The sequence below is a fragment of the Streptomyces sp. SM18 genome (assembly GCF_002910775.2).
In the GTDB taxonomy this organism is placed as follows: domain Bacteria; phylum Actinomycetota; class Actinomycetes; order Streptomycetales; family Streptomycetaceae; genus Streptomyces; species Streptomyces halstedii.
In genome coordinates this window covers 984,069-1,006,710 of record NZ_CP029342.1, presented here as the reverse complement: position 1 = coordinate 1,006,710, position 22,642 = coordinate 984,069, and the positions used below count along the sequence as shown (strand labels likewise).

Here is a 22,642-nt window from a genome sequence, read left to right as displayed (position 1 = left end):
ACCCGGCCGTTCGACGGTTCGTTCGTCAATGTCCGGAAAAGGGGACCGTTTTGGTCCACGATGTGGTACGGCGCAACCGGGGGACGCGCAACGTGGCGCAGTCCACAGCGAGCCGTGCGGACGGTCCGTCGCGGCGGCGAACGACCGCGGGTACGGACGGCTCCACGCGCGGTTCGTGCCGCGCGGCGAGCCCGCTCGTTCTTGTTGACGAGCACCGGCGTGCCGTGGTTCGGGCGTCCCGGGCGAAGGGCCGAAGGAGCACTGACGATGGGCGAGGGGTACGCATGACCGACACCGGCCAGATCCCGGGCGAGGGACTGCCGGAGCACGCAGGCATGGTGGAGCAGCCGGGCATCCCCGCCCCGGACGCGTACACCTTCCTCGACCCCTCCGAGCAGGCCCCCGAGGACGACGACCTCCTGCTGATGCCCGCGGCCCAGGGCGCCTGGAGCGACGGCCCGGCCGCACCGGGCGACCACCCGGCCCAGCCCGCGCCCCAGGTACCCGCGCAGGGCCGGACCGCGGCCGGAGCGCACGGCACCGGCCCGGCCGACCACGCCGCGGCGCGGACCCCGGCCCCGGCGGGCGCGCCCGCCCCGGCCGCCCGGCGCCCGCTGCGCCGAGGCCCCGTCGAGGCCCCGTCGTACGGGGCGAACGCCACCGGCGGGGTCGTCCGTTCGCTGGCCGACCGGGGCCCGGCCGGTGCCCCGCAGGCCCCGGCGCCCGCACGGCACGCCGGACCGCCGGTGAGCGGCCCCGAGCACATCGAGGTCCCGGCGGACCTCGGCCTGCTGCCGGGCCCGCAGCTGGGGGAGATCCCGCCGCGGGGAGCGACCCCGTGGGCCGCCCAGGCACCGGAACCGACCATCCGCCCCGAGGCCGCGGTCCAGGCCCCCGAGCCCACCGTTCCCGCCGAGGCCTCGGTCCAGGCCGCCGAGCCCGTGGCCCAGGCCGCCGAGGCCGTGGCCCAGGCCGCCGAGCCCGCGGGCCAGATCGCCGAGCCCGCGGGCCAGATCGCCGAGGCCGTGGCCCAGGCCGAAGCAGCCGCCCCTGCCGAGCCCGTGGCCCCCGCCGTCCAGGAAGCCGCCCCGGAGGCGGCGCCCCTCCCGGAGCCCGCCCCGGTCCAGGAGCCCGCCCCGGTCCAGGAGGTCGCGCCCGCCGTCCAGGAGCCCGCCCCGGTCCAGGAACCGGCCGCTGTTCCCGCGCCGGAGCGGCCCGCGACCGCAGAAACGGTCGTCCCGGCACCGTCCGAGGCCGCCGTGGCGGAACCGGAGGCACCGCGGCCGGGCGTCGAGCCCGCCGAGATCCCGGTACAGGCCGCCGTGGAGGCGGCGCCCCGGCCCACCGCCGAACAGCCCCTTGCCGAACAGCCGGTGGCCGAACAGCCGGTGGCCGAACAGCCGGTGGCCGAGCAGCCGGTGGCCGAGCAGCCCACCGCCGAACAGCCGGTCACCGAACAGCCCGTGGCCGAGCAGCCCGCCGTGCCCGTACAGGAGCCGACGCCGGCGCCTTCGGCCGAGGAGGTCGCGCGGGCTTCGTCGACCGAGAGCATGGGCGGCCAGTTCGTCGCCGTGGACGGCCCCGTCTCCGAGGGCACGCACGCCGCCCCCGCTCCCGTCGCCGGGCCGGTGCCGCCGGAGGCCGAGGCCGAGCAGCCCGCCACCGCGCCGGAGCCGGTACCTGCCGAGCCGCCCTTCGTGGAGGCCGCCGCGGCCCGTGCCGCCGCCGTGCCGCAGGAGGCCCCGGCCGTCGCCGTGGCACCGGACGTCCGGCCGGAGGAGGCGGGCACCGGCCCGGAGATCATCGAGACCCCCGAAGCCGTGACCCCTCAAGCCGAGGCCGCCTCCGAAGCCGGGCCCGCCGAAGCCGAGGCCGCCCCCGTAGCCGGAGCGGATTCCGAAGCGGAGACCACCGAGTCCGAGGCCCCCGCACCGGCGGATCCGCAGGTAGAGATTCCGCAGGCCGAGACCCCGCAGGCAGAGACCCCCGGAGCCGGAACCCCGGACCGGCCCGCTCCCGCCTCGCCGGCCCCGGCCCCCGCCACCGTCGAGGAACCGGCCGGGGACACGGCCGGACAGCCCCCCAAGGCCACGGCGGAACAGCCCTCCGAGGCCCCCGTCGCCCCCGTGGAGGCGCCCGCCGGGCCCGTCCCAGCCACCCCCGCCGCACACACGGCCGAGGACCAGGACACCCAGGACGCCGAGCCGGGAGAGCCCGGAGTGGCGGCGGAGGATGAGGTCCCCCTCGCCCCGCCCGCCCCCGGCTACGACGAGGCCGAGCGCGAGGCCGTCCTGCGCGTCATGCGCGAGCGCCGCGACATCCGCAACGGATTCCGCAGCGACCCCATCCCGCACGAGGTCCTGCTGAGGGTGCTGGAGGCCGCGCACACCGCGCCCAGCGTGGGCCACTCGCAGCCCTGGGACTTCGTCGTCATCCGCTCCGCCGAGACCCGCCGTTCCATGCACGAACTGGCCCAGCGCCAGCGCGAGGCGTACGCCAAGTCGCTGCCCAAGGCGCGGGCCAAGCAGTTCAAGGAACTGAAGATCGAGGCCATCCTCGACACCCCGGTGAACATCGTCGTCACCGCCGACCCCACCCGTGGCGGCCGGCACACCCTCGGCCGGCACACCCAGCCGCAGATGGCCCCGTACTCCTCGGCGCTCGCCGTCGAGAACCTCTGGCTCGCCGCCCGAGCCGAAGGGCTCGGTGTCGGCTGGGTGAGCTTCTTCGACGAGCGGGAGATGGTCCGCGCCCTGGGCCTGCCCGAACACCTGGAAGTCGTGGCGTACCTCTGCGTCGGCTACGTGGACGAGTTCCCCGAGGAGCCCGAGCTGATGCAGGCGGGCTGGTCCAAGCGCCGCCCGCTGTCCTGGGTCGTGCACGAGGAGACGTACGGCCGCCGCGCCCTGCCCGGTGAGGCGCCGCACGACCTGCTCCAAGAGACCATCGCCAACATCCGCCCGCTGGACGCCAAGGCGCTCGGCGAGGCCTGGGAACGCCAGAAGCGGATGACGAAGCCCGCGGGCGCCCTGGGGATGCTGGAGATCATCTCCGCCCAGCTGTCCGGGCTCTCCCGGATGTGCCCGCCGCCGATCCCGGAACCCGCGGCCGTGGCGATCTTCGCGGGGGACCACGGGGTGCACGCCCAGGGCGTCACCGCGTGGCCGCAGGAGGTCACTGCCCAGATGGTCGCCAACTTCCTGGGCGGCGGCGCCGTCTGCAACGCCTTCGCCGCGCAGGTGGGCGCCGAGGTGTGTGTGGTCGACGTGGGTGTGGCGACCGACCTGCCGGCGTCCCCCGGACTGCTGCCCCGCAAGGTCCGTCCGGGTACGGCGGACTTCACCACCGGCCCGGCACTGACCCGCGAGGAGGTGCTCGCCGCGATCGAGGTCGGCATCGAGACCGCCCGGGACCTGGTCGCGGCCGGGAACAAGGCCCTCGTCACCGGTGAGATGGGCATCGCCAACACCACCGCGTCCGCCGCGCTGATCTGCGTGTACACGGGCATGGACCCGGCCGAGGTCACCGGCCGGGGCACCGGCATCAACGACGAGATGCACGCGCGCAAGGTGGACGTGGTCCGCCGCGCCCTGGAACTGCACCAGCCCGACCCCGCGGACCCGATCGGGGTGCTGGCCGCGGTCGGCGGCCTGGAGCACGCCGCGATGGCGGGCTTCCTGCTGGGCGGCGCGTCCCTGCGCACGCCGGTGATCCTGGACGGCGTGAGCGCCGGTGCCTCGGCACTGGTGGCGCGGGCCGTCGCCCCCGAGGCGCTCGCCGCGTGCGTCGCCGGACACCGCAGCGCCGAACCCGGCCATGTGGCGGCCCTCAACAAGCTGGGCCTGCGTCCGCTGGTCGACCTGGACCTCCGCCTCGGCGAAGGCACCGGGGCACTGCTGGCGCTCCCCATCGTCCAGAGCGCGGCCCGCGCCATGCACGAGGTCGCGACGTTCGACGCGGCGGGCGTGACGGAGAAGTAGCGAAGCGGCCGGGCCCGGCCGTCCCGACCGGTCGAACCGGCCGGGCGGGAGCCCGGGGCACGGGAGGGGCGGCGAGCACGCCCACCCCTCCCGTACCCCCTCCCACCACCCCGTATCGTGGTCCCACGCCGTACGGCCGTGCCGCGCGCGTACGACACGACGACACGACGACGTACCGAAGGCGCCGACGGGCGGGTCCCGGCGGCCACACCGCCGCTCCATCGCCGCAGCGGCCCGCAGCAACACCGCACCCCGCACGAGGAGCCGCACGAGCCATGGCCGAGTACGACGATCACCCCGCCTACCCCGTCGGACTGCGTCTGACCGGTCGCCGCGTCGTCGTCGTGGGCGGCGGCCAGGTCGCGCAGCGCCGGCTGTCCGCCCTCGTCGCGGCCGGGGCGGACATCACCCTGGTCTCCCCGTCGGCCACCCCGTCCGTCGAGGCGATGGCCGACGCGGGCGAGATCCGCTGGGAGCGCCGCCGGTACCAGGACGGCGACCTCGCCGACACCTGGTACGCCCTGATCGCGACCACCGACGCCGCCGCCAACGACGCCGCCTCCGCCGAGGCCGAACGCACCCGCACCTGGTGCGTCCGCAGCGACGACGCGGAGGCCGCGACCGCGTGGACCCCGGCCACCGGCCGCAGCGAGGGCATCACGGTCGCCGTCCTCACCACCACCTCGCACGGCCGGGACCCCCGCCACTCCGCCGCCGTACGGGACGCCATCGTCGAGGGCCTGCGCGACGGCACCCTCGCCGCCCCGCACCACCGCACCCGCGCCCCCGGTGTCGCCCTGGTCGGCGGCGGTCCCGGCGACCCGGACCTGATCACCGTCCGCGGCCGCCGCCTCCTCGCCGAGGCCGACGTCGTCATCGCGGACCGGCTCGGCCCCCGTGCCCTGCTCGACGAACTCCCCCCGCACGTCGAGGTGATCGACGCCGCGAAGATCCCGTACGGCCGCTTCATGGCCCAGGAGGCGATCAACCAGGCGCTGATCGACCACGCCAAGGCGGGCAAGGCCGTCGTCCGCCTCAAGGGCGGCGACCCGTACGTCTTCGGCCGGGGCATGGAGGAAGCTCTGGCGCTGGCCGCCGAAGGCATCCCGTGCACCGTCGTCCCCGGCATCTCCAGCACCATCTCCGTGCCCGGAGCGGCCGGTATCCCCGTCACCCACCGCGGGGTCGCCCATGAGTTCACCGTGGTCAGCGGCCATGTCGCCCCGGACGACCCGCGCTCCCTGGTCGACTGGGAGGCGCTCGCCCGGCTGCGGGGCACCCTGGTCCTGCTGATGGCCGTCGACAAGATCGGCTCCATCGCCCAGGCGCTCATCGCCCACGGCAAGTCCCCGGACACCCCGGTCGCCCTGGTCCAGGAGGGCACCACGGCCGCCCAGCGCAGGGTCGACGCCACCCTCGCCACGGTGGGGGAGCGGGCCGTCGCCGAGGACGTACGCCCCCCGGCGGTCGTGGTCGTCGGAGAGGTCGTCGCCGTCGGTGCCGGCCTCGGGGGCGCCCGGCCCTGATCCGCCGGACACCCCCGGGCGGGCCGGCCGTCCACCCCTCCTCCCGCTCCTCTCGACCGGAAACAAGGCAGTACGACCCGTGGCTGAACTCCTCACCGTCGACGACCCCGACGACCCGCGTCTGAGCGACTACACGGACCTGACCGACGTCCAGCTCCGGCGCCGGCGCGAACCCGCCGAAGGCCTCTTCATCGCCGAGGGCGAGAAGGTCATCCGGCGGGCCAGGAACGCCGGGTACGCGATGCGGTCCATGATGCTGACCGCCAAGTGGTTCGACGTCATGCGCGACGTCATCGACGAGGAACGCGCCCCGGTCTACGCGGTCACCCCGGAACTCGCCGAGCGCGTCACCGGCTACCACGTCCACCGCGGGGCGCTCGCCGCCATGGGGCGCCGGCCCCTGCCGTCCGTGGACGCCCTCCTGGCCCCCGCCCACGGGGACGTACGCCGTGTCGCCGTGTTCGAGGACCTGGTCGACCACGCCAACCTGGGCGCCGCCTTCCGTAACGCCGCCGCGCTCGGCGTCGACGCCGTCCTGCTCACCCCGCGCTGCGCCGACCCGCTCTACCGGCGGGCCGTGAAGGTGTCGATGGGGTCCGTCTTCCACGTCCCCTGGACCCGGCTGGAATCCTGGCCCCACGACCTCACGTCACTCCGTACGGCCGGGTTCACCACCGCCGCGCTGTGCCTGAGCGACCGTTCGATCACCCTGGACGCACTCGCCGCACGCCAGGACGGGAAGCTGGCCCTTCTCTTCGGTACGGAGGGCGACGGGCTGACGCCCCAGGCCCTCGCCGCGGCCGACCTGCACGTCCGCATCCCGATGGACGCCGGGGTCGACTCGCTCAACGTGGCCGCCGCCTCCGCCGTCGCCTTCTACGCGACCCGCCTCACGCGGCCCTGACCCCGTCGGGCACGTGTCCGTGCGCCGGGGCGACGACGGCCGCGCCCGTGTACGGGGACGGCGGTGCGCCGCCCATCCCACGCGCCGGGCCCTGGCAGCCCTGGGCGGCCGCGATCCCCAGCGCCACCAGCAACGTCACCACGACGAACACCACGAGCCGCTGCCGCAGCAACCGGGGATTGGCGGGCCGCCGCACACCGCCGCGGCCGGTCGCCGTCGTCCGCGCCCCGGGGCGGGTGCCCGGACGGCGGCCCGTACCGGGCACACCGCCCGTCGCACCGGTGGAGTGCGGGCGCTTGGCCGGGCGCGAGCCGCCCCGGGCGGCCTGAGGCCGCGACCCGCCCGTACGGGGTGAGACCCCCGACCGCGACGCGGCGGGCCGCCTGACCGGCGAACGCGGCGCCGGGGTGGGCCCGCCGCCCGACCGCCGGGTCTGCTGCTCGGCGTACGGGCTCTCCAGCCGCCCGGTCGGCCGGTCCAGCTCCCGTTCGTCGCGCTGGACGGGAGGCCGCCGCTCGTGGAGCCCCTGCGCCTCGCGCGCCGCGATCTCCTTCAGCCGCATGGACAGTTGCAGCGTGCTCGGCCGCTCCTCGGGGTCCTTCGCGAGACAGGCCCGCACCAGCGGGGCGAGCGCGTCGTGCACGTCGAAGAGATACGGCTCCTCGTGCACCACGCGGTAGAGCATCACCTCGGAACTGCCGTGTCCGAACGGCGAGTCGGCCATCGCCGCGTACGCCAGGGTGGCGCCCAGCGAGAACACGTCCGTGGCCGGTGTCACCGCCGCGCCCCGCACCTGCTCCGGTGCGAGGAAGCCGGGGGAGCCGACGGCGGTCCCGACGTGGGTGAGCGTGCTGGCCCCGGTCGCCCAGGCGATACCGAAGTCGATGATCCGGGGGCCCTTGGGGGAGAGGAGGATGTTCGACGGCTTCAGGTCGCGGTGGACGACCCCCGCCTCGTGCACCGCCACGAGCCCCTCGGAGAGCGCCGCCCCGATGGAGGCCACCTCGGCGGCCGGGAGCGGCCCCTCCTCGGCGACCTTGTCGTGCAACGACGGTCCGGGGACGTACTGGGTCGCGAACCACGGGCGGTCCGCCTCCAGGTCGGCCGCCACCAGACGGGCCGTACACCCGCCGCGGATCCGCCGGGCGGCGGACACCTCGCGGGCGAAGCGGGACCGGAACTCCTGGTCCTCGGCGAGGTCGGGCCTGATCACCTTCAGCGCCACCCGCTGGCCCCGGCGGTCGGACCCCAGATAGACGACGCCCATGCCGCCCGCGCCGAGCCGCCGGTGGAGCCTGAACGAGCCGACGACACGCGGGTCCTCGCGCCGGAGCCGCATCATCGCCATCGTCTGCCCATCCCCGCTGCCTGGTCCGCCTGACGAGGCACAGCTTACGTACCCGTGGCGCGGCGCGCTCAGAGGCCGCGCCCTCGTCCCGCGACCGATTGCCGTTGCCAGGCACGGGAGGTGAGCCGGAATCAGGGAACCGCGGCGGTACGGCCGACGGCCGGCGGGCGGCCCCAAAGGGCGTCCATGGCCGGGTGGTTGGATCAGTGGCGGTTCATCAGTTCGTTACCTCGTCCGAGGGGGTCCCCGCCACCGGCACCGGCGGCCCGGGGACGTCAGGGAGGGGCCGCGGAAGGGGGACGGGCCTCCACCCGGGGGCCCCGGACGTGAGTGAAGTCACCCCGCGTCGCGGCCTCCCGGGGGCCCATGGCGGCCGGTGCGCCCGCCGGGTGCCGCCCGTGCCCCGGGTGCCGCCCACGGAGGCCTTCCCCCCTACGACCCCTCCGGGAAGTCCCCGGGATCCGGCGCCCCGTCTCCACCCAGGGGAGTACGCCCACGGGATCCGCTCATCCTCCGGGAGGCCCGGCAATCGGTACGCGGGCATGACGCCGGGCGGTCCCCGCTTCCCTAATGTTGAGGTCAAGCGGCGGGCGTGGAACTCGTCCCCCGAGGCCAGACGCCCGCCGCTCCGGAACTGGTCAGGAGAGGAACATGGCGGACACGGCTACGCGGACCATGATCCGCGCACGGAGCCGCAGGGCGTACGCCGCCTTCGGCGCACGCCCGTCCGGCCGCCGTCACCCGGTGGTGGCGACGGCCATGGTCCTTCCCCTGGCGGCCCTGCTCGTCGTCGTCTTCGGCGGCTGGGAAGCAGTGGTCACACAGGCGTCGTCCGTGGGCGTGATGCTGGGGCGCTGAGCGGCGCCCCGGGTCCGGAAGAGCGGTCCGGACCGGGACATCCGGCCAACAACCCCGTGGGGACGGGGGTGCGGCGGACGGCAGCGTTTGTCCGGCCAGCTGGGGAGCTGGCCGGACATCGCGCTGTCCGGGGCCCGCGCGCCGCCTGTCCGGGGGCCGCGCCGGGTACCGGGCGTCCCGAGGTTGTGCCGCCACGTAGTCCTGACGCCACGTAGTCCTGACGGCCCGTAGTCCTGACGGCCCGGCGCCCGGCGCCGTGTAGGACCGGCTCTCCCGCCGCACGGCCGTTCCCCGTACCCCCGACAGGCCCGGTGCCCGCCCGCCCCGCCGTACGGCGCCCCGTGGGCCGGACGCCCGCCCCGCGATGCCCGCCGCCCCACGCAGGCCCCGGCCACTCCCCGCCCCGCGTAGGCTCGCGGCCGGCCCGCCGTACGGTCGGCCGGTCGCCGTCCGGGGGAGTCCAACCGATGACCACCGCCTCCGTCGCGCGTGCCCTGGGCACCCTGGCGCACCAAGGCGCCCATCCGCCCGGCCCGTGCGACTGCGCGCCCCCCGAGGTCCTCGCGGACCGCCCCGACGGCACGGTGGTCCGCAGCGGGCCGGTGGTCGCCAAGGCGCACGCCCCGGACGCGCACCCCCCGGACCTCGCGGCCCGGCTGGCACTCGCGGCCTCGCCCCGGGCGGCGGGCATCCTGCTCCCGCCGCTCGGCGCCCCGCCCGTCCCGCCCGGCGACGCGCGGGCCGCCCGCACCGTCCACGGCCGCGCCGTGACCCTCTGGCCCTACGGCCGGCCCGTCGATCCCGCGGACCCCGACGCCGCCCCCTGGGAGGAGGCCGCCGTCCTCCTGGCCCGGCTGCACCGCACCCCGCCGCCGCACCCGTTCCCGCCGATGCGGGGCCCGGCCAAGGCGGCCCGCGCCGTCGCCCGTATGCGCGCCGCCGGGCCGCCGCCGGGCGGGGACCCGGACGCCGGCCGGACGGTCCTCGCGGCCTGGTGCTCCCTGCCCGGCTGGGCGCGCGGCGAGGCGCCCGCCCCCGCGCACCGGGCCGGCTTCCTCTGCCACGGTGACCTGCACCTCGGCCAGCTCGTCCGGCACCCCGTCCGGGACGGCACACCGGACGGCCCCTGGCTGCTCATCGACATCGACGACGCGGGCCTCGGCGACCCCGCCTGGGACCTCGCCCGCCCCGCCGCCTGGTACGCGGCCGGGCTGCTGGGCACCGAGGTCTGGCTGCGCTTCCTGGACGCCTACCGCGCCGAGGGCGGCCCCGCCGTACGCGCCGACGGCGATCCATGGCCCGAGCTGGACGTCCCGGCGCGCGCGCTCACCGTGCAGACGGCCGCGCTCGCGCTCGCCAAGTCCTCGGCGGAAGGCCGCGGTCCGGACGAGGTGGAGCGGCTGATGCTCGACGCCTGCGCCCGAATCGCCTCTCTCCCGGGCGAGTTGACCGGGACATCCGCGTCGTAGGGTGAACCGGCGGACGCCGGGCACGCATTCCGGCGACGTCGACACGACGGTGAGGAGCCGACCCGATGTTCCAGTGCCCCAAGTGCCACGCCCAGATGCACACGTACAACCGCAACGGTGTCCAGATCGAGCAGTGCGGCGGCTGTCGCGGGATATTCCTGGACTACGGCGAGCTGGAGTCCCTGACCCGCCTGGAGTCCCAGTGGACGCAGCAGGCGCCGCCCGCCCCGCCCGCGCCGCAGGCCTACCCGCCCGCGCAGCAGCAGCCCTACCCCGCCGCCCCGGGCCCCGCCTGGGGCGCCGCCCCCCACCAGGGCGGCCACTACGGCGGCCACCACCGCCACAAGAGCTTCGGCCGGATGCTCTTCTCCTCCTGAACCCCGCGTCCGCGCGGGCACCGGCCGCGGGAGCCCGGTCCGTACCCGCGCGGTACCGGCCGTGGCGCCCGTCCGTACCCGCGCGGGCCGACGGTCCCCGAAAGCGCTTGTGTCCATGATCTGTTCACGGGAGCGGCCGATGCCTAGAGTGCGGCCCCATGAACTTCCTGGACAGGTCCCGCACCATCGCACCCCCGGGCTGGAGCCGGTGGCTCGTGCCACCCGCCGCGCTCGCCGTGCACCTCTCCATCGGTCAGGCCTACGCCTGGAGCGTCTTCAAACCGCCGCTCGAATCCGCCCTGGACCTCTCCGGCACCGCGAGCGCCCTCCCGTTCCAGCTGGGCATCGTCATGCTCGGCCTCTCCGCGGCCTTCGGCGGCACCCTCGTCGAGCGCAACGGCCCGCGCTGGGCCATGTTCGTCTCGCTGGTCTGCTTCTCGTCCGGCTTCCTCGTCGCGGCACTCGGCGCCGCCACCGGCCAGTTCTGGCTCGTCGTGCTCGGCTACGGGTTCATCGGCGGCATCGGGCTCGGCATCGGCTACATCTCGCCGGTCTCCACCCTGATCAAGTGGTTCCCCGACCGCCCCGGCATGGCGACCGGCATCGCCATCATGGGCTTCGGCGGCGGCGCCCTCATCGCCTCCCCCTGGTCCACCGGCATGCTGGACGGCTTCGGCACCGACCGCTCCGGCATCGCCACCGCCTTCCTCGTGCACGGCGTCGTCTACGCGGCGTTCATGGCGCTCGGCGTCCTCCTCGTGCGGATACCGCCCGAGGGCTGGCTCCCCGCCGGATGGCAGCCGAAGCGGGAGACCCGCAGGCTCGTCACCACCGCCCAGGTCTCCGCCCGCAACGCCCTGCGCACCCCGCAGTTCTGGTGCCTGTGGGTGGTGCTCTGCATGAACGTCACCGCGGGCATCGGCATCCTGGAGAAGGCCGCCCCGATGATCACGGACTTCTTCGGCGAGACCCCCGTACCGGTCAGCACCTCCGCCGCCGCGGGCTTCGTCGCCCTGCTCTCGCTCGCCAACATGGGCGGCCGGCTCGTGTGGTCGTCCACCTCGGACCTGATCGGCCGCAAGAACATGTACCGCGTCTACCTCGGCGCCGGGGCCCTGATGTACGTCGTGATCGCCCAGCTCGGCAACGACTCCAAGCCCCTCTTCGTCTGCTGCGCGCTGCTGATCCTCTCCTTCTACGGAGGCGGCTTCGCGACCGCGCCCGCCTACCTCAGGGACCTCTTCGGCACCTACCAGGTCGGCGCCATCCACGGCCGGCTCCTCACCGCCTGGTCCACCGCCGGCGTGCTCGGCCCGCTGATCGTCAACCGGGTCGCCGACGCGGGGGAGCGGGCCGGTCACAGCGGCCCCGGCCTCTACACGACGTCCCTCGTCGTGATGACCGTGCTGCTGGCCGTCGGTTTCGTCGCCAACGAATGCATCCGCCCGGTCCACGCCCGCTTCCACGAGACGCCGCGAGGCCACGAGGCACCGGAAGGAGGGACCGCCCGTGTCCACCAGGACTCGTAAGCCGCTCATGGCGTTCGTCTGGCTCTGGGTCGCCGTACCGTTCGCCTACGGCCTGTACGAACTCGTCCGCAAGGCCACCCAGCTCTTCACCGGCTGACCCGCCCCCGCCCGCGCACACGACGAAGCCCCGGTCATCGACATGACCGGGGCTTCGGACGGTGGTGCGCGATACTGGGATTGAACCAGTGACCTCTTCCGTGTCAGGGAAGCGCTCTCCCGCTGAGCTAATCGCGCAGGTGAACCTGCGTGAACCGCGTGCGCGATACTGGGATTGAACCAGTGACCTCTTCCGTGTCAGGGAAGCGCTCTCCCGCTGAGCTAATCGCGCGGGGATCCTTACGGACCAGATCCTTCCGGACCAGTGGACGATACTGGGATTGAACCAGTGACCTCTTCCGTGTCAGGGAAGCGCTCTCCCGCTGAGCTAATCGTCCTTGGAGGTGGAGACGGGATTTGAACCCGTGTAGACGGCTTTGCAGGCCGTTGCCTCGCCTCTCGGCCACTCCACCAGGGATGGGGGCTCGGGACGATCCCCCATCTTCTGCGAGCGGACGACCAGGTTCGAACTGGCGACCTCAACCTTGGCAAGGTTGCGCTCTACCAACTGAGCTACGTCCGCTTGTCTTTCCCGGTCCGCTTGCGCGTCCCGGCGACGTGTTGAACTCTAGCGGATTCCCGGGCCAGCACAAAAACGCGTTTACGCAGCGTGCTGCGCCGCCGTCGCCCCGCCGCAGGTCACCCGCCGCCCGCGCCGGCCGGCGGGAGGGCCGTCCTACACTCGTCCACGTGCACGACCACGCCCCCCTGGCCCGCTTCGGCGGCCTCGTCGCCTCCGGTCTGAAGGACGTCACCAGCGACCCCGCGGCCCTCGAATCGTCCGGCTTCTGGGCCGTCTGCGCCGACTTCGAAGGCCGTCTGACCTGCGCGCGCTTCGCCACCGTACGGAACGAGCCGGTACCGCCGCCCGTCCCCGGCGCCTGGCGCGGACCGGCCCCCCGGGACTGGACCTCATCACTGGACGAGGACGCCTACACGGCGGGCGTGCGGCGGATCCGTGAACACATCGCGGCCGGCGAGGTCTACCAGGCCAACCTCTGCCGTGTCCTGACCGCGCCCCTGCCCGACCCGGCCGCCGACGTGGACGCCCTCACCGCCCTGCTCGCCCGCGGCAACCCCGCCCCGTACGCCGGAACCGTCCGGCTGCCCGCGCACGGCGTGGAGGTCGCCACCGCGTCCCCCGAACTCTTCCTCCGGCGTGACGGCCGCACCGTGGAGTCCGGGCCGATCAAGGGCACCGGGCGGACCGAGGGCGACCTGCTGGAGAAGGACCACGCGGAGAACGTGATGATCGTGGACCTCGTCCGCAACGACCTCGGCCGCGTCTGCGCGACCGGCAGCGTCACCGTCCCCGACCTCTGCGTGGTGGAGAAGCACCCCGGGCTCGTCCACCTCGTCTCCACGGTCCGGGGGCGGCTCGCGGACGGCGCCGGATGGCCGGAACTGCTCGACGCCGCCTTCCCGCCCGGCTCCGTGACCGGCGCCCCCAAGTCCAGTGCCCTGCGGATCATCCGCGCCCTGGAGACCGCGCCGCGCGGCCCCTACTGCGGAGGCGTCGGGTGGGTGGACGCCGACCGGGGCATCGCCTCGCTCGCCGTCGGCATACGCAGCTTCTGGATCGACCGCGCCGGACCCGCGCCCCTGCTCCGCTTCGGTACCGGCGCCGGCATCACCTGGGGGTCCGACCCGGCGCGCGAATGGGCGGAGACCGAACTCAAGGCGTCCCGCCTGCTGGCTGTAGCGTCGGGCGCGTACGACCCCGTCACCTGCGGGGACGACGCGGACACGGGAAGGACCGGCGCATGAGGATCTGGGTCGACGGCGGACTGCGGGACGCGGATGACGCACGGGTGTCCGTGCTCGACCACGGACTCACCGTGGGGGACGGCGTCTTCGAGACGGTCAAGATCACCCGCGGCCGCCCCTTCGCCCTCACCCGGCACCTGGACCGGCTGACCCGCTCCGCACGCGGTCTGGGCCTGCCCGACCCCGACACGGACGAGGTCCGCCGCGCGGTGGGCGCCGTCGTCGAGGCCAACCCCGTGCCGCTCGCCCGGCTGCGGATCACCTACACCGGAGGCCTCTCCCCGCTCGGATCCGACCGGGGCGACGCGGGCCCCGGCCTCTACGTCGCCCTGGGCGAGTCCGTACGCCGCCCCGACAGCACGGCGGTGATCACCGTCCCCTGGACGCGTAACGAGCGTGGCGCGCTGACCGGGCTCAAGACCACCTCGTACGCCGAGAACGTCGTCGCCCTGGCCCGCGCCCATGAGCGGGGGGCCACCGAGGCGCTGTTCCCCAACACCGCCGGGCGGCTCTGCGAGGGCACCGGCTCCAACGTCTTCGTCGTCCTCGACGGAGAGCTCCACACACCCCCGCTCTCCTCCGGCTGCCTCGCGGGCATCACCCGCGCCCTGGTCGCCGGGTGGACCGGGGCCAGGGAGACCGACCTCCCGCACGACGTCCTGGAACGGGCCGACGAGATCTTCCTGACCTCCACGCTCCGCGACGTCCAGGCCGTCCACGCGGTCGACGGGCGTGCGGTGCCGGGCGCCCCCGGGCCCGTCACGGCGAAGGCCATGCGGATCTTCGACGAGCGCGCGGCGGACGATCTCGACCCCTGAAACCGGAAATCCGGATGACGGGCGGCCGTCTGCCGGATAGAAAGCCCTGATGACCACCACACTCCGGCCGACCGGGCCGATCGAAGAAGACACCGACGGCACGCGCGTACGCACGTACGACGTGTGCGACAACGGGCGTCCCGTCGGGGCCGTCGAGATCAGCACCGACCCGCGCTTCGGCCCCTCGGCGGCCGTACTGCGCCGCCTGCGGATCGACGAGCCGGACCGCCGGCGGGGCAGGGGCACGATCGCCGCGCTCGCCGCGGAGGAGGTGCTGCGCGGCTGGGGCTGCACCCAGGTCCGCCTGGTGGCGCTCGCCGACGACCCCGGCGCGCGGGCCTTCGCCGCCGCGCTCGGCTACACCGCGCGCAGCCGGAACATGGTCAAGGACCTCGGGGAACCCGTCCCCGCACCCCCTGGCGAACTCGTCGGACGCCCCATGACCGAGGCGGAGTTCGACGTCTGGAGGAGCACCGCCGTGGAGACCTACGCGCGGGAGTGGACGGAGCGCGGCGTCCCCGAGGACCAGGCCCGCCACAAGTCGGAGACCGACCACGCCGCGCATCTGCCGGACGGCCTGGCCACCGAGGGCATGCGCTTCGACGTCCTGGCCCACGGGGACGACGTCGTCGGCCACGTCTGGGTGGCACGCCACAGCGACCCGCCGGGCGCCGAGCCGATCGGCTACGTCTTCGACGTCGAGGTGCGCGAGGACCGGCGCGGGCACGGGTACGGGCGCGCGCTGATGCACCGGGCCGAGCAGCTCACCCGCGACCAGGGCCTGGACCGGCTCGGCCTGCACGTCTTCGAGTCCAACACCCCCGCGCTGCGGCTGTACGAGTCGCTCGGCTACGCCACGACCCAGTACAACCTCGCCAAGGCCCTGTGACGGCCGGCCGGGGGCACGGCCCGGACCGGGGCACGGTGGCCGGAGGGCGCGCCGGCCGGGGGTGACCGGCGGCCGCGCCGGGTGACGGTCCGGGGCCGAGGGCTCACCCCCAGCCCCGGACGCTCCCGCTCAGCCCTGGCCGGCCAGCAGCCGGTCGGCGATCTCCTCGATCCGCTCCCGCAGCCCCTCCTGGCTCTTCCCGCCGTCCAGCCGCTCGTCACCGATCACATACGTGGGTGTCCCGGTGACGCCGATCGCCTTTCCCTCGGCCTGGTCGGCGTCCACGATCAGCAGGTGCCGCCCGTCGATCAGGGCCGTGTCGAACTCCTCGGCGTCCAGCCCCAGTTCCCGGGCCACGTCGAGCAGCACCGGCTCACCGTCGCGCCCGAGACCGTCGGTGCGCCCGAGGAGGGCCTCGACGTACGGCCACCCCCGGCCCTGGACGGCGGCCTCCTCGGCGGCCTGCGCCGCGGCGTAGGCGTGCTTGTGCTTGTCCAGCGGGAAGTGGCGCAGCCGGACCTCCAGCCGGCCGTCGTAGCGGGCGCGCAGGGCGTGGACGTCGGTGAGAGCCAGATGGCAGTCGGGGCATTCGAGGTCGCACCAGACGTCGAGGACGACCGGTGCCGCGGAGGTGGAATCGCTCATGCGGCCAGTCTTCCAGGCCGCGCGGCGGTTCCCGAACCCGGACCGCGACGGCTCCCGCACCCGCCCCGGCCTGGGCCCAAGGGCCGGGCGGGGCGGGCGGCCCGGCAGTCCTCAGGGAGGAGCGGAGCCCTGAGAAGTCCCTGATGTGGGGCGGGGGCGTGGCCCCGACGGGGCGTACCGGTGCAGGATGGAAGGGACGTTCCCGATCCACTGGAGGCCTGATGCTTGCCGAGACCATCTGTTCCGCGGTGTCGGCGGCCGGCCTGGGCATCGCCGCGATCACCGCGTACCGCAAGCGTTTCCTGGCGGCGACCCGGATCGCGGCCTACTCGCTGGTGCCGGTCGGGCTGGTGATGACCGGTGTCGTCGCCTGGGTCTCCGGCATCGTCTTCAAGCCGACGGTGTGGGCGGGCTTCGGGCTGCTGGCGCTCGCCTGGCTGCTGTTCATGACGACCCGTGCCGTCGAACGCAGAAGCGGCACCACCCGTGAGGAGCGCAAGGCCGCGCGGGCGGCCTCCTCGGAGACGGCCGTCGCCCCGGGCTCCTCGTCCCCGGCCCTCACGAGCGGTAACCCGGCGGCGGACACCCGGCCGCGGGGTGGGGCCAGGAAGAAGGAGACCGCGGCGGGCGGGGAGGACTTCAGCGACATCGAGGCGATCCTCAAGAAGCACGGCATCTGACACGGCTCCGGGGCGCGTGAAGGAGTACGCCGTTTCATGGCGGCCCGCGTGAAGGAGCGCGCCGTTTCATGGCGGCCGGGGCAGTGTCCGGCGCCACCGCCGTGGGGTGCGCCGGCCCGGACCGGTCGTCCGCGCCGCCCCGTGAGGGGCCGGGCGTCTCACCCCTTGGTCCACCGGCCGGAAACATGATCGACTTCCCGACGCCGGAGCGAATCTACACCGCCTGGAGAGAGTGAACTCACCGCCCAGGGACCGATGTTGGCCATGACCAGGGGTCCGCCTGCGTCATGATCGTTCCGAGATGGTGGACACATTCCGGGGCGAGGCCCCCGCACCCCCTGCCGAAGAGCCGCGCGGCTGCCTCTTCGCGCTGTCCCAGCCGCCGCTGATGATCTTCCTGACGGTGGTCGGAAGCCTGCTGCTGATGGCCGCGCTGCACGACCTCTTCCTGCTGTGAGCGGGCGCGCGGAGGCCCGTGGGTTCCCGCGGCGAGCGGGCACGCGGGCCCGGTACCGCGGTCAGCGAGCCGCTTCCCGGCGGCGGGCCCGGTACGCGGCGACGTGGAGCCGGTTACCGCAGGTGCGGCTGGAGCAGTAGCGGCGCGAACGGTTCCGGGAGAGGTCGACGAACGCGTGCCGGCAGTCCGGGGCCTCGCAGCGCCGTAGCCTCTCCTGCTCGCCGGCCACGACGATGAAGGCCAGCGCCATGCCGCAGTCCGCCGCGAGGTGGTCCGCGAGCGAGGCGTCCGGCGCGAAGTAGTGCACGTGCCAGTCGTAACCGTCGTGGTTCGTGAGCTGCGGCGTGGTGCCCGCGGCGGCCACGAGCCGGTTGACCAGCGCGGCGGCGACGGGGGCGTCCGTCGCGGCGAATATCTCGGCGAACCGGTCGCGCACCTCGTGCACCGCGGTGAGGTCCTTCCCGGTGAGCACGCCGACGCCGCTGATGTGGTGCCGCTCGGCGAAGAGGTGGAGCGCCTCGGTGTCCGGGAGGCCGTCGCCGTGCTCGCCCTCCGGCGCCGTGTTCACCAGCTCCACCACCGTGTCGAGGGCGATCCGGGTGTCGTGTGGGATCAGCACGCTTCGCTCCCTGGCCTCCGGCGGGCGGGCGCCCGCCGATGGCGGATGACTCTACTGGCTCCCCGGAGCCCCTCAGGGCCCGGTGCGGGCCCGGCGGCGGCGTGGCGGTCAAACTCCGTCCGGAAAGCACCGCCGGCCCTCCAGGCGCCCGCGAGGGCCGTCCGGGCGCCCGTGTGCGCGGGACGCGGGCGGGCGGCGCCCCCGGACGCGCCGGTGCCGCCGCCGCGGTGGCTTCCGCGGCGACGGCACCGGTGTCCGCCGTATGAGGTTGTCCGCGCGACGCCGTCTCCCCGAGTCGGACGGCGTCCCGCAGCTCTCGGCCTGGCTCAGCTCTCGGCCAGGATGTGTGAGAGCTCCGTATCGAGGTCGAAGTGACGATGCTCGGTGCCGGGTGGGACCGCGGCGTCGGTCCTCTTCAGGAACGACTCCAGGGCCCTCGCCGGGGCTTCCAGCAGTGCTTCGCCCTCCGGGGAGCTCAGCGCGATACAGACGACGCCTTGGCCGTGACTCCGTGAAGGCCAGACGCGGACGTCTCCGGTGCCGGTGGGCCGATGCAGCCCCTCGGCGAGGAGGTCGCGGGCGAAAACCCACTCGACCGTCTCCTCCGCTCCGGTGTGGAAGGTGGCGTGCACGGCATAGGGATCGGCCGTGTCATACCGCAGGCCCGCGGGAACAGGCAGTGAGGACTCGCTCGACACAACGAGGCGCAGGTGCAGCTCGCAGCTGACCGTGGTGTTCATAAGCGCCAGGGCCTTTCGCTCAGTGTGCGCTCGGGGATTCGCACGTCGGCGAAATCGACATGCCACCTACGGTGCCGATGTAAACCCCTCTGACCTATTTGTGATGCTTCGACTCCCTCGTCCAGCGGTGTGTAACTTTGCGTCATGCGTCCATTCCGGTGACGGAGACCGTTCCGGTAGGTTGGTCAGCATGAACGCGGAGAGTGACGAGGAGGGCAGGGCGACCGCGTCGGTGGCGTCGGGCTCCTCGGCGGTGGACGGGCGGACGGCGGAGCGGGAGCTGGGGTCGCGGGCGCCCGCGTACATCCGGTCGTCCCGGGTGCTGCACCTGAGCTGGCAGGCCGGGATCTTCGTCGTCGGCCTCGCGGTCGTGGCCGCCGGCATCGTGATGCTCCCGCTGCCCGGACCGGGCTGGCTGGTGATCTTCGGCGGCATGGCGATCTGGGCGACCGAGTTCGTCTGGGCGCAGCTCGTCCTGCGCTGGACGAAGCGCAAGGTCACCGCGGCCACCCAGCGCGCCCTCGACCCCAAGGTGCGCCGCCGCAACGTCATCCTCACCACCGTGGGGCTCGTGATCATCGCGGTGCTGGTGGGGATCTACGTGTGGAACTTCGGCATCGTCATGCCGTGGAAGATCGACCGGTGACCCGGAGACGGTCCGGGAGCACCGCTGACATGGGGTAATGTGTGCGGTGCGCGGGGGCGATTAGCTCAGTGGGAGAGCGCTTCGTTCACACCGAAGAGGTCACTGGTTCGAACCCAGTATCGCCCACCCCTACCGAGGGCCGGAAGCTTCACCGAAGCTTCCGGCCCTCGGCGTTTCCATGACGCCCGCGCGCCCTTCTTCGCCTGGTCCGGTCCGGGCCCCGGGCCGCCCTCGCGAGCGGCCCCGGACCAGCCGTGGCCTACCGCATCCGGCCGAGCGACCTCCGTACCCGGCGCGCGTCACGCAACCGCTGCTCGTACGTCGCGCCGATCGTCAGCAGCAGCAGTCCGGCGAGCGCCGGGAAGGCCCAGCGGGGGAGTGCCGCGAACACCTGTGCCACCTGCGGGGCCAGCTCGTGCAGCGCGTCCAGCGCCAGCACCGTGCCGCCCAGGACCAGGGGCGCCTGGAGCCGGCGCGCGGCCCCGAGCAGCGTCACCGCGAGGGCCGCCACCCCCAGCAGCAGCGGGCGCGGCCACTGCGTGTCGCCCCACGCCACCAGGAGGCTCGGCACCAGCGTCAGGGCGATCCCGGGACCGTAGGCCGCCCACGAGGACAGCGCCGGGTCCGTACGGCTCCGCAGGAACCCGACGGCGCAGGCGACCACCGAGAGCGGCAGGGTGTACGCCTCCACGTCCGGCACCCCGGAAGCCGCCAGCCGCACCCAGGCCGCGGCCACGAGCAGCCCCGCCGCCAGGTACCCCGCACCGGGCCGGCGCTCCGGCCGCAGCGCGGTCGTCGCCGCCAGGACGCCGCAGGACGCCAGCACCAGTGCCAGGTGCGGCGCGTCCGCCACCGACATGCCCACCGCCACCAGCGCGCCGAACGCCCCCGCGCCCTCCAGCGACACCGACACCGCGAGCGGGACCACCGGTGGCCCGGTCCGCACCCCGAGCGCCACCGTCACCGCCGGGACGACCAGGACGACCAGGGCGGCCCGGGGCGCGCTCCACTCCAGCGACACCCCCGCCGCCACGGGCACCACGAGCGCGCACAGCACCGAGGCGACGGCCGCGAGCGACCGGACCGCGACCACCCGCGACACGGTCGCGGCCCACCCGAACAGGACCACCAGCGCGCCCGACACCGCGTACGTGGCGGGCTCCGAGGCCAGGGCGAGCAGCCCCGCGCCCACCGCCCCGGCGAGGGCACAGCCCAGCGCCGTCCACATCGGGCCGTCGGGCGCCCGGCGCACCGCCACCGCCAGCAGGCCCGCCACCACCGCCACGTCCACCGCGACCGCCACCGCGTACGGCGCGTCCGCCACCGCGAGCAGCACCGGCACCGCCGCCCAGCCCAGGCCCAGCGATCCCGCACCGGCGGCCGCCCACCACCCCGGCACGGGCCCGGCCGTCCGGGGCCGTGCCGCGTACCGGGCACCCAGGAGCGCCGCGACCACCAGCGGCACCACCGGCGCGGGCGCCACGTCACGCCACGGCATCGACGCGCCCAGCGCCTCCCGCACCCCCTCCGGCGCCCCGGACCACACCCCGGCCGGCAGAGCCACCGGGCCCAGCAGCGCGGATGCCACGACGGGCAGCACCAGCAGCACCGCACCCGCCGCCACCGCGGCCGACGCCCCCAGCGCACCCCGGACCACCCCACGCGGCACGGCCCGCAGCCGTTCCACCGCCGACAGCGCCGCCGCGCACAGCAGATACACCACGACCGCCCAGCTCCACGGGACGGCCGCTCGCGGCACCCCGCCCACCGCGACCACCGCCGTGGCGCCCGCCACCGCACCCGCGGCCACGGCCCACTCACCCGGGGCCCGCCACCCGGCGGCGGCCACCGCCACCGCACCGGCCAGCAGCAGCGCCGCCGGACCCACGGCGGAGAGCGCGCCGTCCGCCGACAGGGACGCCGTCAGGCCGATCAGCAGCGCCACCGCCCCGGTCGCCGCCGCCCAGGACCAGGCCGTGACCCGCACCGCGAGACCCCCGCACCGCGAGGCCACCACGGCGTCCGCCGCCGCCGTCACCAGCAGCGCCCACCCGAAGACCACCGCCGGCGCCCCCGCGGACCAGGCCCACAGCACCAGCGGGAACTGCGCCGCCGTCACCGCGGCGGGCAGCGGGACCCTCAGCCGCCGCAGCGACAGCCCGTACGCCGCCCACAGCGAGGCGAGGACCACAGAGGCGGCCGCCGCGTACCCGGCGCCGTCCGCACCGGGCAGCGCCACCGCGTGCAGCGCGTACGCGTCCAGCACCGTCAGCACCAGCGCCGGCGCGGCCAGCGCCTCCGCCGTCGAGGACAGCCCCCGGCGCAGCAGCGCGGCGGGCGCCGCCAGCGCACCGGCCGTCACCGCCGCCAGCACCGCCGAGCGGCCCGCGATCCCCATCTCGCCCCAGCTCAGCAGGGTGAAGGCGATCGCGGCGACCGCCAGCAGCAGGCCGCCCAGGACCAGCAGCACGTTCTGCGCACCCCTCGCGCCGGAGACGGACGCGGCGGGCGCGCCCGCGGGCGGAGGACCCCAGACGGAGGGGGCGGCCGGCGGACGGGCACCGGGCGGCGCGAACGGCGGCGGAGCGGCCGGCGGCCGCACCACGGTCAGCAGCCAGGCGCGGCGGTGGAGCAACTGGGTCCGGCGGGCGTCCAGCCGGACCAGTTCACGGTCGAGGAGCGCCAATTCCTCGGCGGGCGGCGGCACATGTTCCATGTACCGGAGTGTCGCGGCGGACACCGGCGCGTACATGCGCTCGGCTACTCAGTTCCACGGCTGAGTAGGCCCCGTCACGCGCACACTGGGACCATGGACTGGAACCACTACCGCTTCCGCACCGTCTGGGACATCCCCGCGCCGCCCGGCGCCGTCTACGCCGCGCTCGAACAGGCCGAGGACTACCCGCGTTGGTGGCCCCAGGTCCGCGAGATCGCCCGCGTCGACGACACCACCGCGACGGCGCGCTTCCGCTCCGTCCTCCCGTACGACCTCGTCCTGACACTCCGTCAGAGGCGGCACGACCCCGCCGCGCGCGTCCTGGAGGCCGCCCTGAGCGGCGATCTCGACGGCTGGGCCCGCTGGACCGTCACCCCGCACGGCGGCGGCAGCCGGGTCGTCTACGAGCAGGAGGTCCATGTGCGGGCCGCGCCGCTGCGCCGGCTGGCCGTCCCCGGACGCCCCTTCTTCCGCGCCAACCACGCCCTGATGATGCGGGCCGGACGCCGCGGGCTGGCCGCGTGGCTCCGAGCGGTTTGAACACAGCCCGCCGGGCCCTGTATGGTTCAACCCGTTCC

19 protein-coding genes and 6 tRNA genes are annotated in these 22,642 nt (G+C 74.9%); 15 read left to right on the top strand and 10 right to left on the bottom strand.

The annotated features are described in order from the left end of the window. Positions 1–284: 284 nt before the first annotated feature. From cobT to B9S64_RS04290, 3 genes are all read left to right on the top strand, one after another. The gene (gene cobT, locus B9S64_RS04300; protein ID WP_109491967.1) at positions 285–3,980 is read left to right on the top strand and encodes a nicotinate-nucleotide--dimethylbenzimidazole phosphoribosyltransferase; all 3,696 of its coding nucleotides are present in this window, start codon (positions 285–287) and stop codon (positions 3,978–3,980) included. 275 nt (positions 3,981–4,255) lie between these two features. Continuing rightward, a complete protein-coding gene (gene cobA / locus B9S64_RS04295) occupies positions 4,256–5,506 on the top strand; it encodes a uroporphyrinogen-III C-methyltransferase (protein ID WP_103489221.1) in 1,251 nt (416 codons plus the stop codon). A 79-nt stretch (positions 5,507–5,585) separates the two neighbouring features. Next, complete coding sequence (locus B9S64_RS04290) at positions 5,586–6,410, top strand: RNA methyltransferase (RefSeq protein WP_103489222.1); 825 nt, start codon at positions 5,586–5,588, stop codon at positions 6,408–6,410. On the opposite strand, the gene B9S64_RS04285 is transcribed toward B9S64_RS04290, so the two are convergent. Then, positions 6,397–7,758 (bottom strand): serine/threonine-protein kinase, encoded by a 1,362-nt coding sequence (locus tag B9S64_RS04285; RefSeq protein WP_109491966.1) that lies wholly within the window; start codon positions 7,756–7,758, stop codon positions 6,397–6,399. The two genes, B9S64_RS04290 and B9S64_RS04285, sit on opposite strands and share 14 nt — an antisense overlap. A 651-nt stretch (positions 7,759–8,409) precedes the next feature. Here B9S64_RS04285 and B9S64_RS04280 point away from each other — a divergent pair. From B9S64_RS04280 to B9S64_RS04265, 4 genes are all read left to right on the top strand, one after another. Then, positions 8,410–8,616, top strand: coding sequence for a hypothetical protein (locus B9S64_RS04280; RefSeq protein WP_028444124.1), 207 nt, complete (start codon positions 8,410–8,412; stop codon positions 8,614–8,616). A 467-nt stretch (positions 8,617–9,083) separates the two neighbouring features. Beyond that, positions 9,084–10,085: a phosphotransferase gene (locus B9S64_RS04275; RefSeq protein WP_109491965.1), complete on the top strand. Its 1,002-nt coding sequence runs from the start codon at positions 9,084–9,086 to the stop codon at positions 10,083–10,085. Positions 10,086–10,150: 65 nt separating this feature from the next. After that, positions 10,151–10,462, top strand: a complete 312-nt coding sequence (locus tag B9S64_RS04270) for a zf-TFIIB domain-containing protein (RefSeq protein ID WP_103491459.1) — start codon at positions 10,151–10,153, stop codon at positions 10,460–10,462. A gap of 158 nt (positions 10,463–10,620) precedes the next feature. Further along, entirely contained in the window at positions 10,621–11,991 is a 1,371-nt protein-coding gene (locus tag B9S64_RS04265) for an OFA family MFS transporter (protein WP_103491458.1), read from the top strand. Positions 11,992–12,150: 159 nt separating this feature from the next. Here the strand turns inward: B9S64_RS04265 and B9S64_RS04260 are convergent. The 5 genes from B9S64_RS04260 to B9S64_RS04240 form a co-directional block, all read right to left on the bottom strand. After that, positions 12,151–12,225, bottom strand: a tRNA-Val gene (locus B9S64_RS04260). Between the two features lie 22 nt (positions 12,226–12,247). Then, positions 12,248–12,319: transfer RNA gene (locus B9S64_RS04255), tRNA-Val, on the bottom strand. Between the two features lie 34 nt (positions 12,320–12,353). Next, positions 12,354–12,425 (bottom strand) — tRNA-Val (locus B9S64_RS04250). A gap of 1 nt (position 12,426) precedes the next feature. Beyond that, positions 12,427–12,500: transfer RNA gene (locus tag B9S64_RS04245), tRNA-Cys, on the bottom strand. A gap of 37 nt (positions 12,501–12,537) precedes the next feature. Beyond that, positions 12,538–12,610, bottom strand: a tRNA-Gly gene (locus B9S64_RS04240). 167 nt (positions 12,611–12,777) lie between these two features. Here B9S64_RS04240 and B9S64_RS04235 point away from each other — a divergent pair. Genes B9S64_RS04235 through B9S64_RS04225 form a run of 3 tightly spaced genes read left to right on the top strand, consistent with a single transcriptional unit; the run spans position 12,778 to position 15,561 of the window. Next, positions 12,778–13,854, top strand: coding sequence for a chorismate-binding protein (locus B9S64_RS04235; RefSeq protein ID WP_181012304.1), 1,077 nt, complete (start codon positions 12,778–12,780; stop codon positions 13,852–13,854). Continuing rightward, on the top strand, positions 13,851–14,672 hold the full coding sequence (locus tag B9S64_RS04230; protein WP_103491457.1) for an aminotransferase class IV: 822 nt from the start codon (positions 13,851–13,853) through the stop codon (positions 14,670–14,672). The genes B9S64_RS04235 and B9S64_RS04230 overlap by 4 nt, the downstream gene beginning before the upstream one ends. Positions 14,673–14,721: 49 nt before the next feature. Beyond that, on the top strand, positions 14,722–15,561 hold the full coding sequence (locus B9S64_RS04225) for a GNAT family N-acetyltransferase (RefSeq protein WP_103491456.1): 840 nt from the start codon (positions 14,722–14,724) through the stop codon (positions 15,559–15,561). A 129-nt stretch (positions 15,562–15,690) separates the two neighbouring features. Here the strand turns inward: B9S64_RS04225 and B9S64_RS04220 are convergent, their stop codons facing one another. After that, complete coding sequence (locus B9S64_RS04220; protein ID WP_103491455.1) at positions 15,691–16,206, bottom strand: DsbA family protein; 516 nt, start codon at positions 16,204–16,206, stop codon at positions 15,691–15,693. 221 nt (positions 16,207–16,427) lie between these two features. Between B9S64_RS04220 and B9S64_RS04215 the strand changes: the two genes are divergently transcribed. After that, on the top strand, positions 16,428–16,886 hold the full coding sequence (locus B9S64_RS04215) for a hypothetical protein (RefSeq protein WP_103491454.1): 459 nt from the start codon (positions 16,428–16,430) through the stop codon (positions 16,884–16,886). Between the two features lie 301 nt (positions 16,887–17,187). Beyond that, a complete protein-coding gene (locus B9S64_RS34325) occupies positions 17,188–17,343 on the top strand; it encodes a hypothetical protein (protein WP_014044863.1) in 156 nt (51 codons plus the stop codon). Positions 17,344–17,404: 61 nt separating this feature from the next. Here the strand turns inward: B9S64_RS34325 and B9S64_RS04210 are convergent, their stop codons facing one another. Together B9S64_RS04210 and B9S64_RS04205 are read right to left on the bottom strand one after the other, a co-directional pair. Next, positions 17,405–17,962, bottom strand: a complete 558-nt coding sequence (locus B9S64_RS04210) for a CGNR zinc finger domain-containing protein (protein WP_103491453.1) — start codon at positions 17,960–17,962, stop codon at positions 17,405–17,407. A 326-nt stretch (positions 17,963–18,288) separates the two neighbouring features. Next, positions 18,289–18,702 carry an SsgA family sporulation/cell division regulator gene (locus B9S64_RS04205; RefSeq protein ID WP_003959770.1) on the bottom strand — a complete coding sequence of 138 codons (414 nt, stop codon included), beginning with the start codon at positions 18,700–18,702 and terminating at the stop codon, positions 18,289–18,291. Positions 18,703–18,892: 190 nt separating this feature from the next. Here B9S64_RS04205 and B9S64_RS04200 point away from each other — a divergent pair, with 190 nt between their 5' ends. Then, on the top strand, positions 18,893–19,348 hold the full coding sequence (locus B9S64_RS04200) for a TIGR02611 family protein (protein ID WP_103491136.1): 456 nt from the start codon (positions 18,893–18,895) through the stop codon (positions 19,346–19,348). 54 nt (positions 19,349–19,402) lie between these two features. Then, positions 19,403–19,474, top strand: a tRNA-Val gene (locus B9S64_RS04195). 133 nt (positions 19,475–19,607) lie between these two features. Here B9S64_RS04195 and B9S64_RS04190 read toward each other — a convergent pair. Next, the gene (locus B9S64_RS04190) at positions 19,608–22,064 is read right to left on the bottom strand and encodes an SCO7613 C-terminal domain-containing membrane protein (protein ID WP_181387617.1); all 2,457 of its coding nucleotides are present in this window, start codon (positions 22,062–22,064) and stop codon (positions 19,608–19,610) included. A gap of 93 nt (positions 22,065–22,157) precedes the next feature. Between B9S64_RS04190 and B9S64_RS04185 the strand changes: the two genes are divergently transcribed. After that, complete coding sequence (locus B9S64_RS04185; RefSeq protein ID WP_103493192.1) at positions 22,158–22,604, top strand: SRPBCC family protein; 447 nt, start codon at positions 22,158–22,160, stop codon at positions 22,602–22,604. Positions 22,605–22,642 lie beyond the last annotated feature (38 nt).

Bases quoted from the DNA above. Each gene is read 5' to 3' on its own strand.
- cobT (WP_109491967.1), top strand. From the start codon at position 285: ATGACCGACACCGGCCAGATCCCGGGCGAGGGACTGCCGGAGCACGCA.
- cobA (WP_103489221.1), top strand. From the start codon at position 4,256: ATGGCCGAGTACGACGATCACCCCGCCTACCCCGTCGGACTGCGTCTG.
- B9S64_RS04285 (WP_109491966.1), bottom strand. From the start codon at position 7,758: ATGGCGATGATGCGGCTCCGGCGCGAGGACCCGCGTGTCGTCGGCTCG.
- B9S64_RS04280 (WP_028444124.1), top strand. From the start codon at position 8,410: ATGGCGGACACGGCTACGCGGACCATGATCCGCGCACGGAGCCGCAGG.
- B9S64_RS04275 (WP_109491965.1), top strand. From the start codon at position 9,084: ATGACCACCGCCTCCGTCGCGCGTGCCCTGGGCACCCTGGCGCACCAA.
- B9S64_RS04270 (WP_103491459.1), top strand. From the start codon at position 10,151: ATGTTCCAGTGCCCCAAGTGCCACGCCCAGATGCACACGTACAACCGC.
- B9S64_RS04265 (WP_103491458.1), top strand. From the start codon at position 10,621: ATGAACTTCCTGGACAGGTCCCGCACCATCGCACCCCCGGGCTGGAGC.
- B9S64_RS04230 (WP_103491457.1), top strand. From the start codon at position 13,851: ATGAGGATCTGGGTCGACGGCGGACTGCGGGACGCGGATGACGCACGG.
- B9S64_RS04225 (WP_103491456.1), top strand. From the start codon at position 14,722: ATGACCACCACACTCCGGCCGACCGGGCCGATCGAAGAAGACACCGAC.
- B9S64_RS04220 (WP_103491455.1), bottom strand. From the start codon at position 16,206: ATGAGCGATTCCACCTCCGCGGCACCGGTCGTCCTCGACGTCTGGTGC.
- B9S64_RS04215 (WP_103491454.1), top strand. From the start codon at position 16,428: ATGCTTGCCGAGACCATCTGTTCCGCGGTGTCGGCGGCCGGCCTGGGC.
- B9S64_RS34325 (WP_014044863.1), top strand. From the start codon at position 17,188: ATGGTGGACACATTCCGGGGCGAGGCCCCCGCACCCCCTGCCGAAGAG.
- B9S64_RS04205 (WP_003959770.1), bottom strand. From the start codon at position 18,702: ATGAACACCACGGTCAGCTGCGAGCTGCACCTGCGCCTCGTTGTGTCG.
- B9S64_RS04200 (WP_103491136.1), top strand. From the start codon at position 18,893: ATGAACGCGGAGAGTGACGAGGAGGGCAGGGCGACCGCGTCGGTGGCG.
- B9S64_RS04190 (WP_181387617.1), bottom strand. From the start codon at position 22,064: ATGGAACATGTGCCGCCGCCCGCCGAGGAATTGGCGCTCCTCGACCGT.
- B9S64_RS04185 (WP_103493192.1), top strand. From the start codon at position 22,158: ATGGACTGGAACCACTACCGCTTCCGCACCGTCTGGGACATCCCCGCG.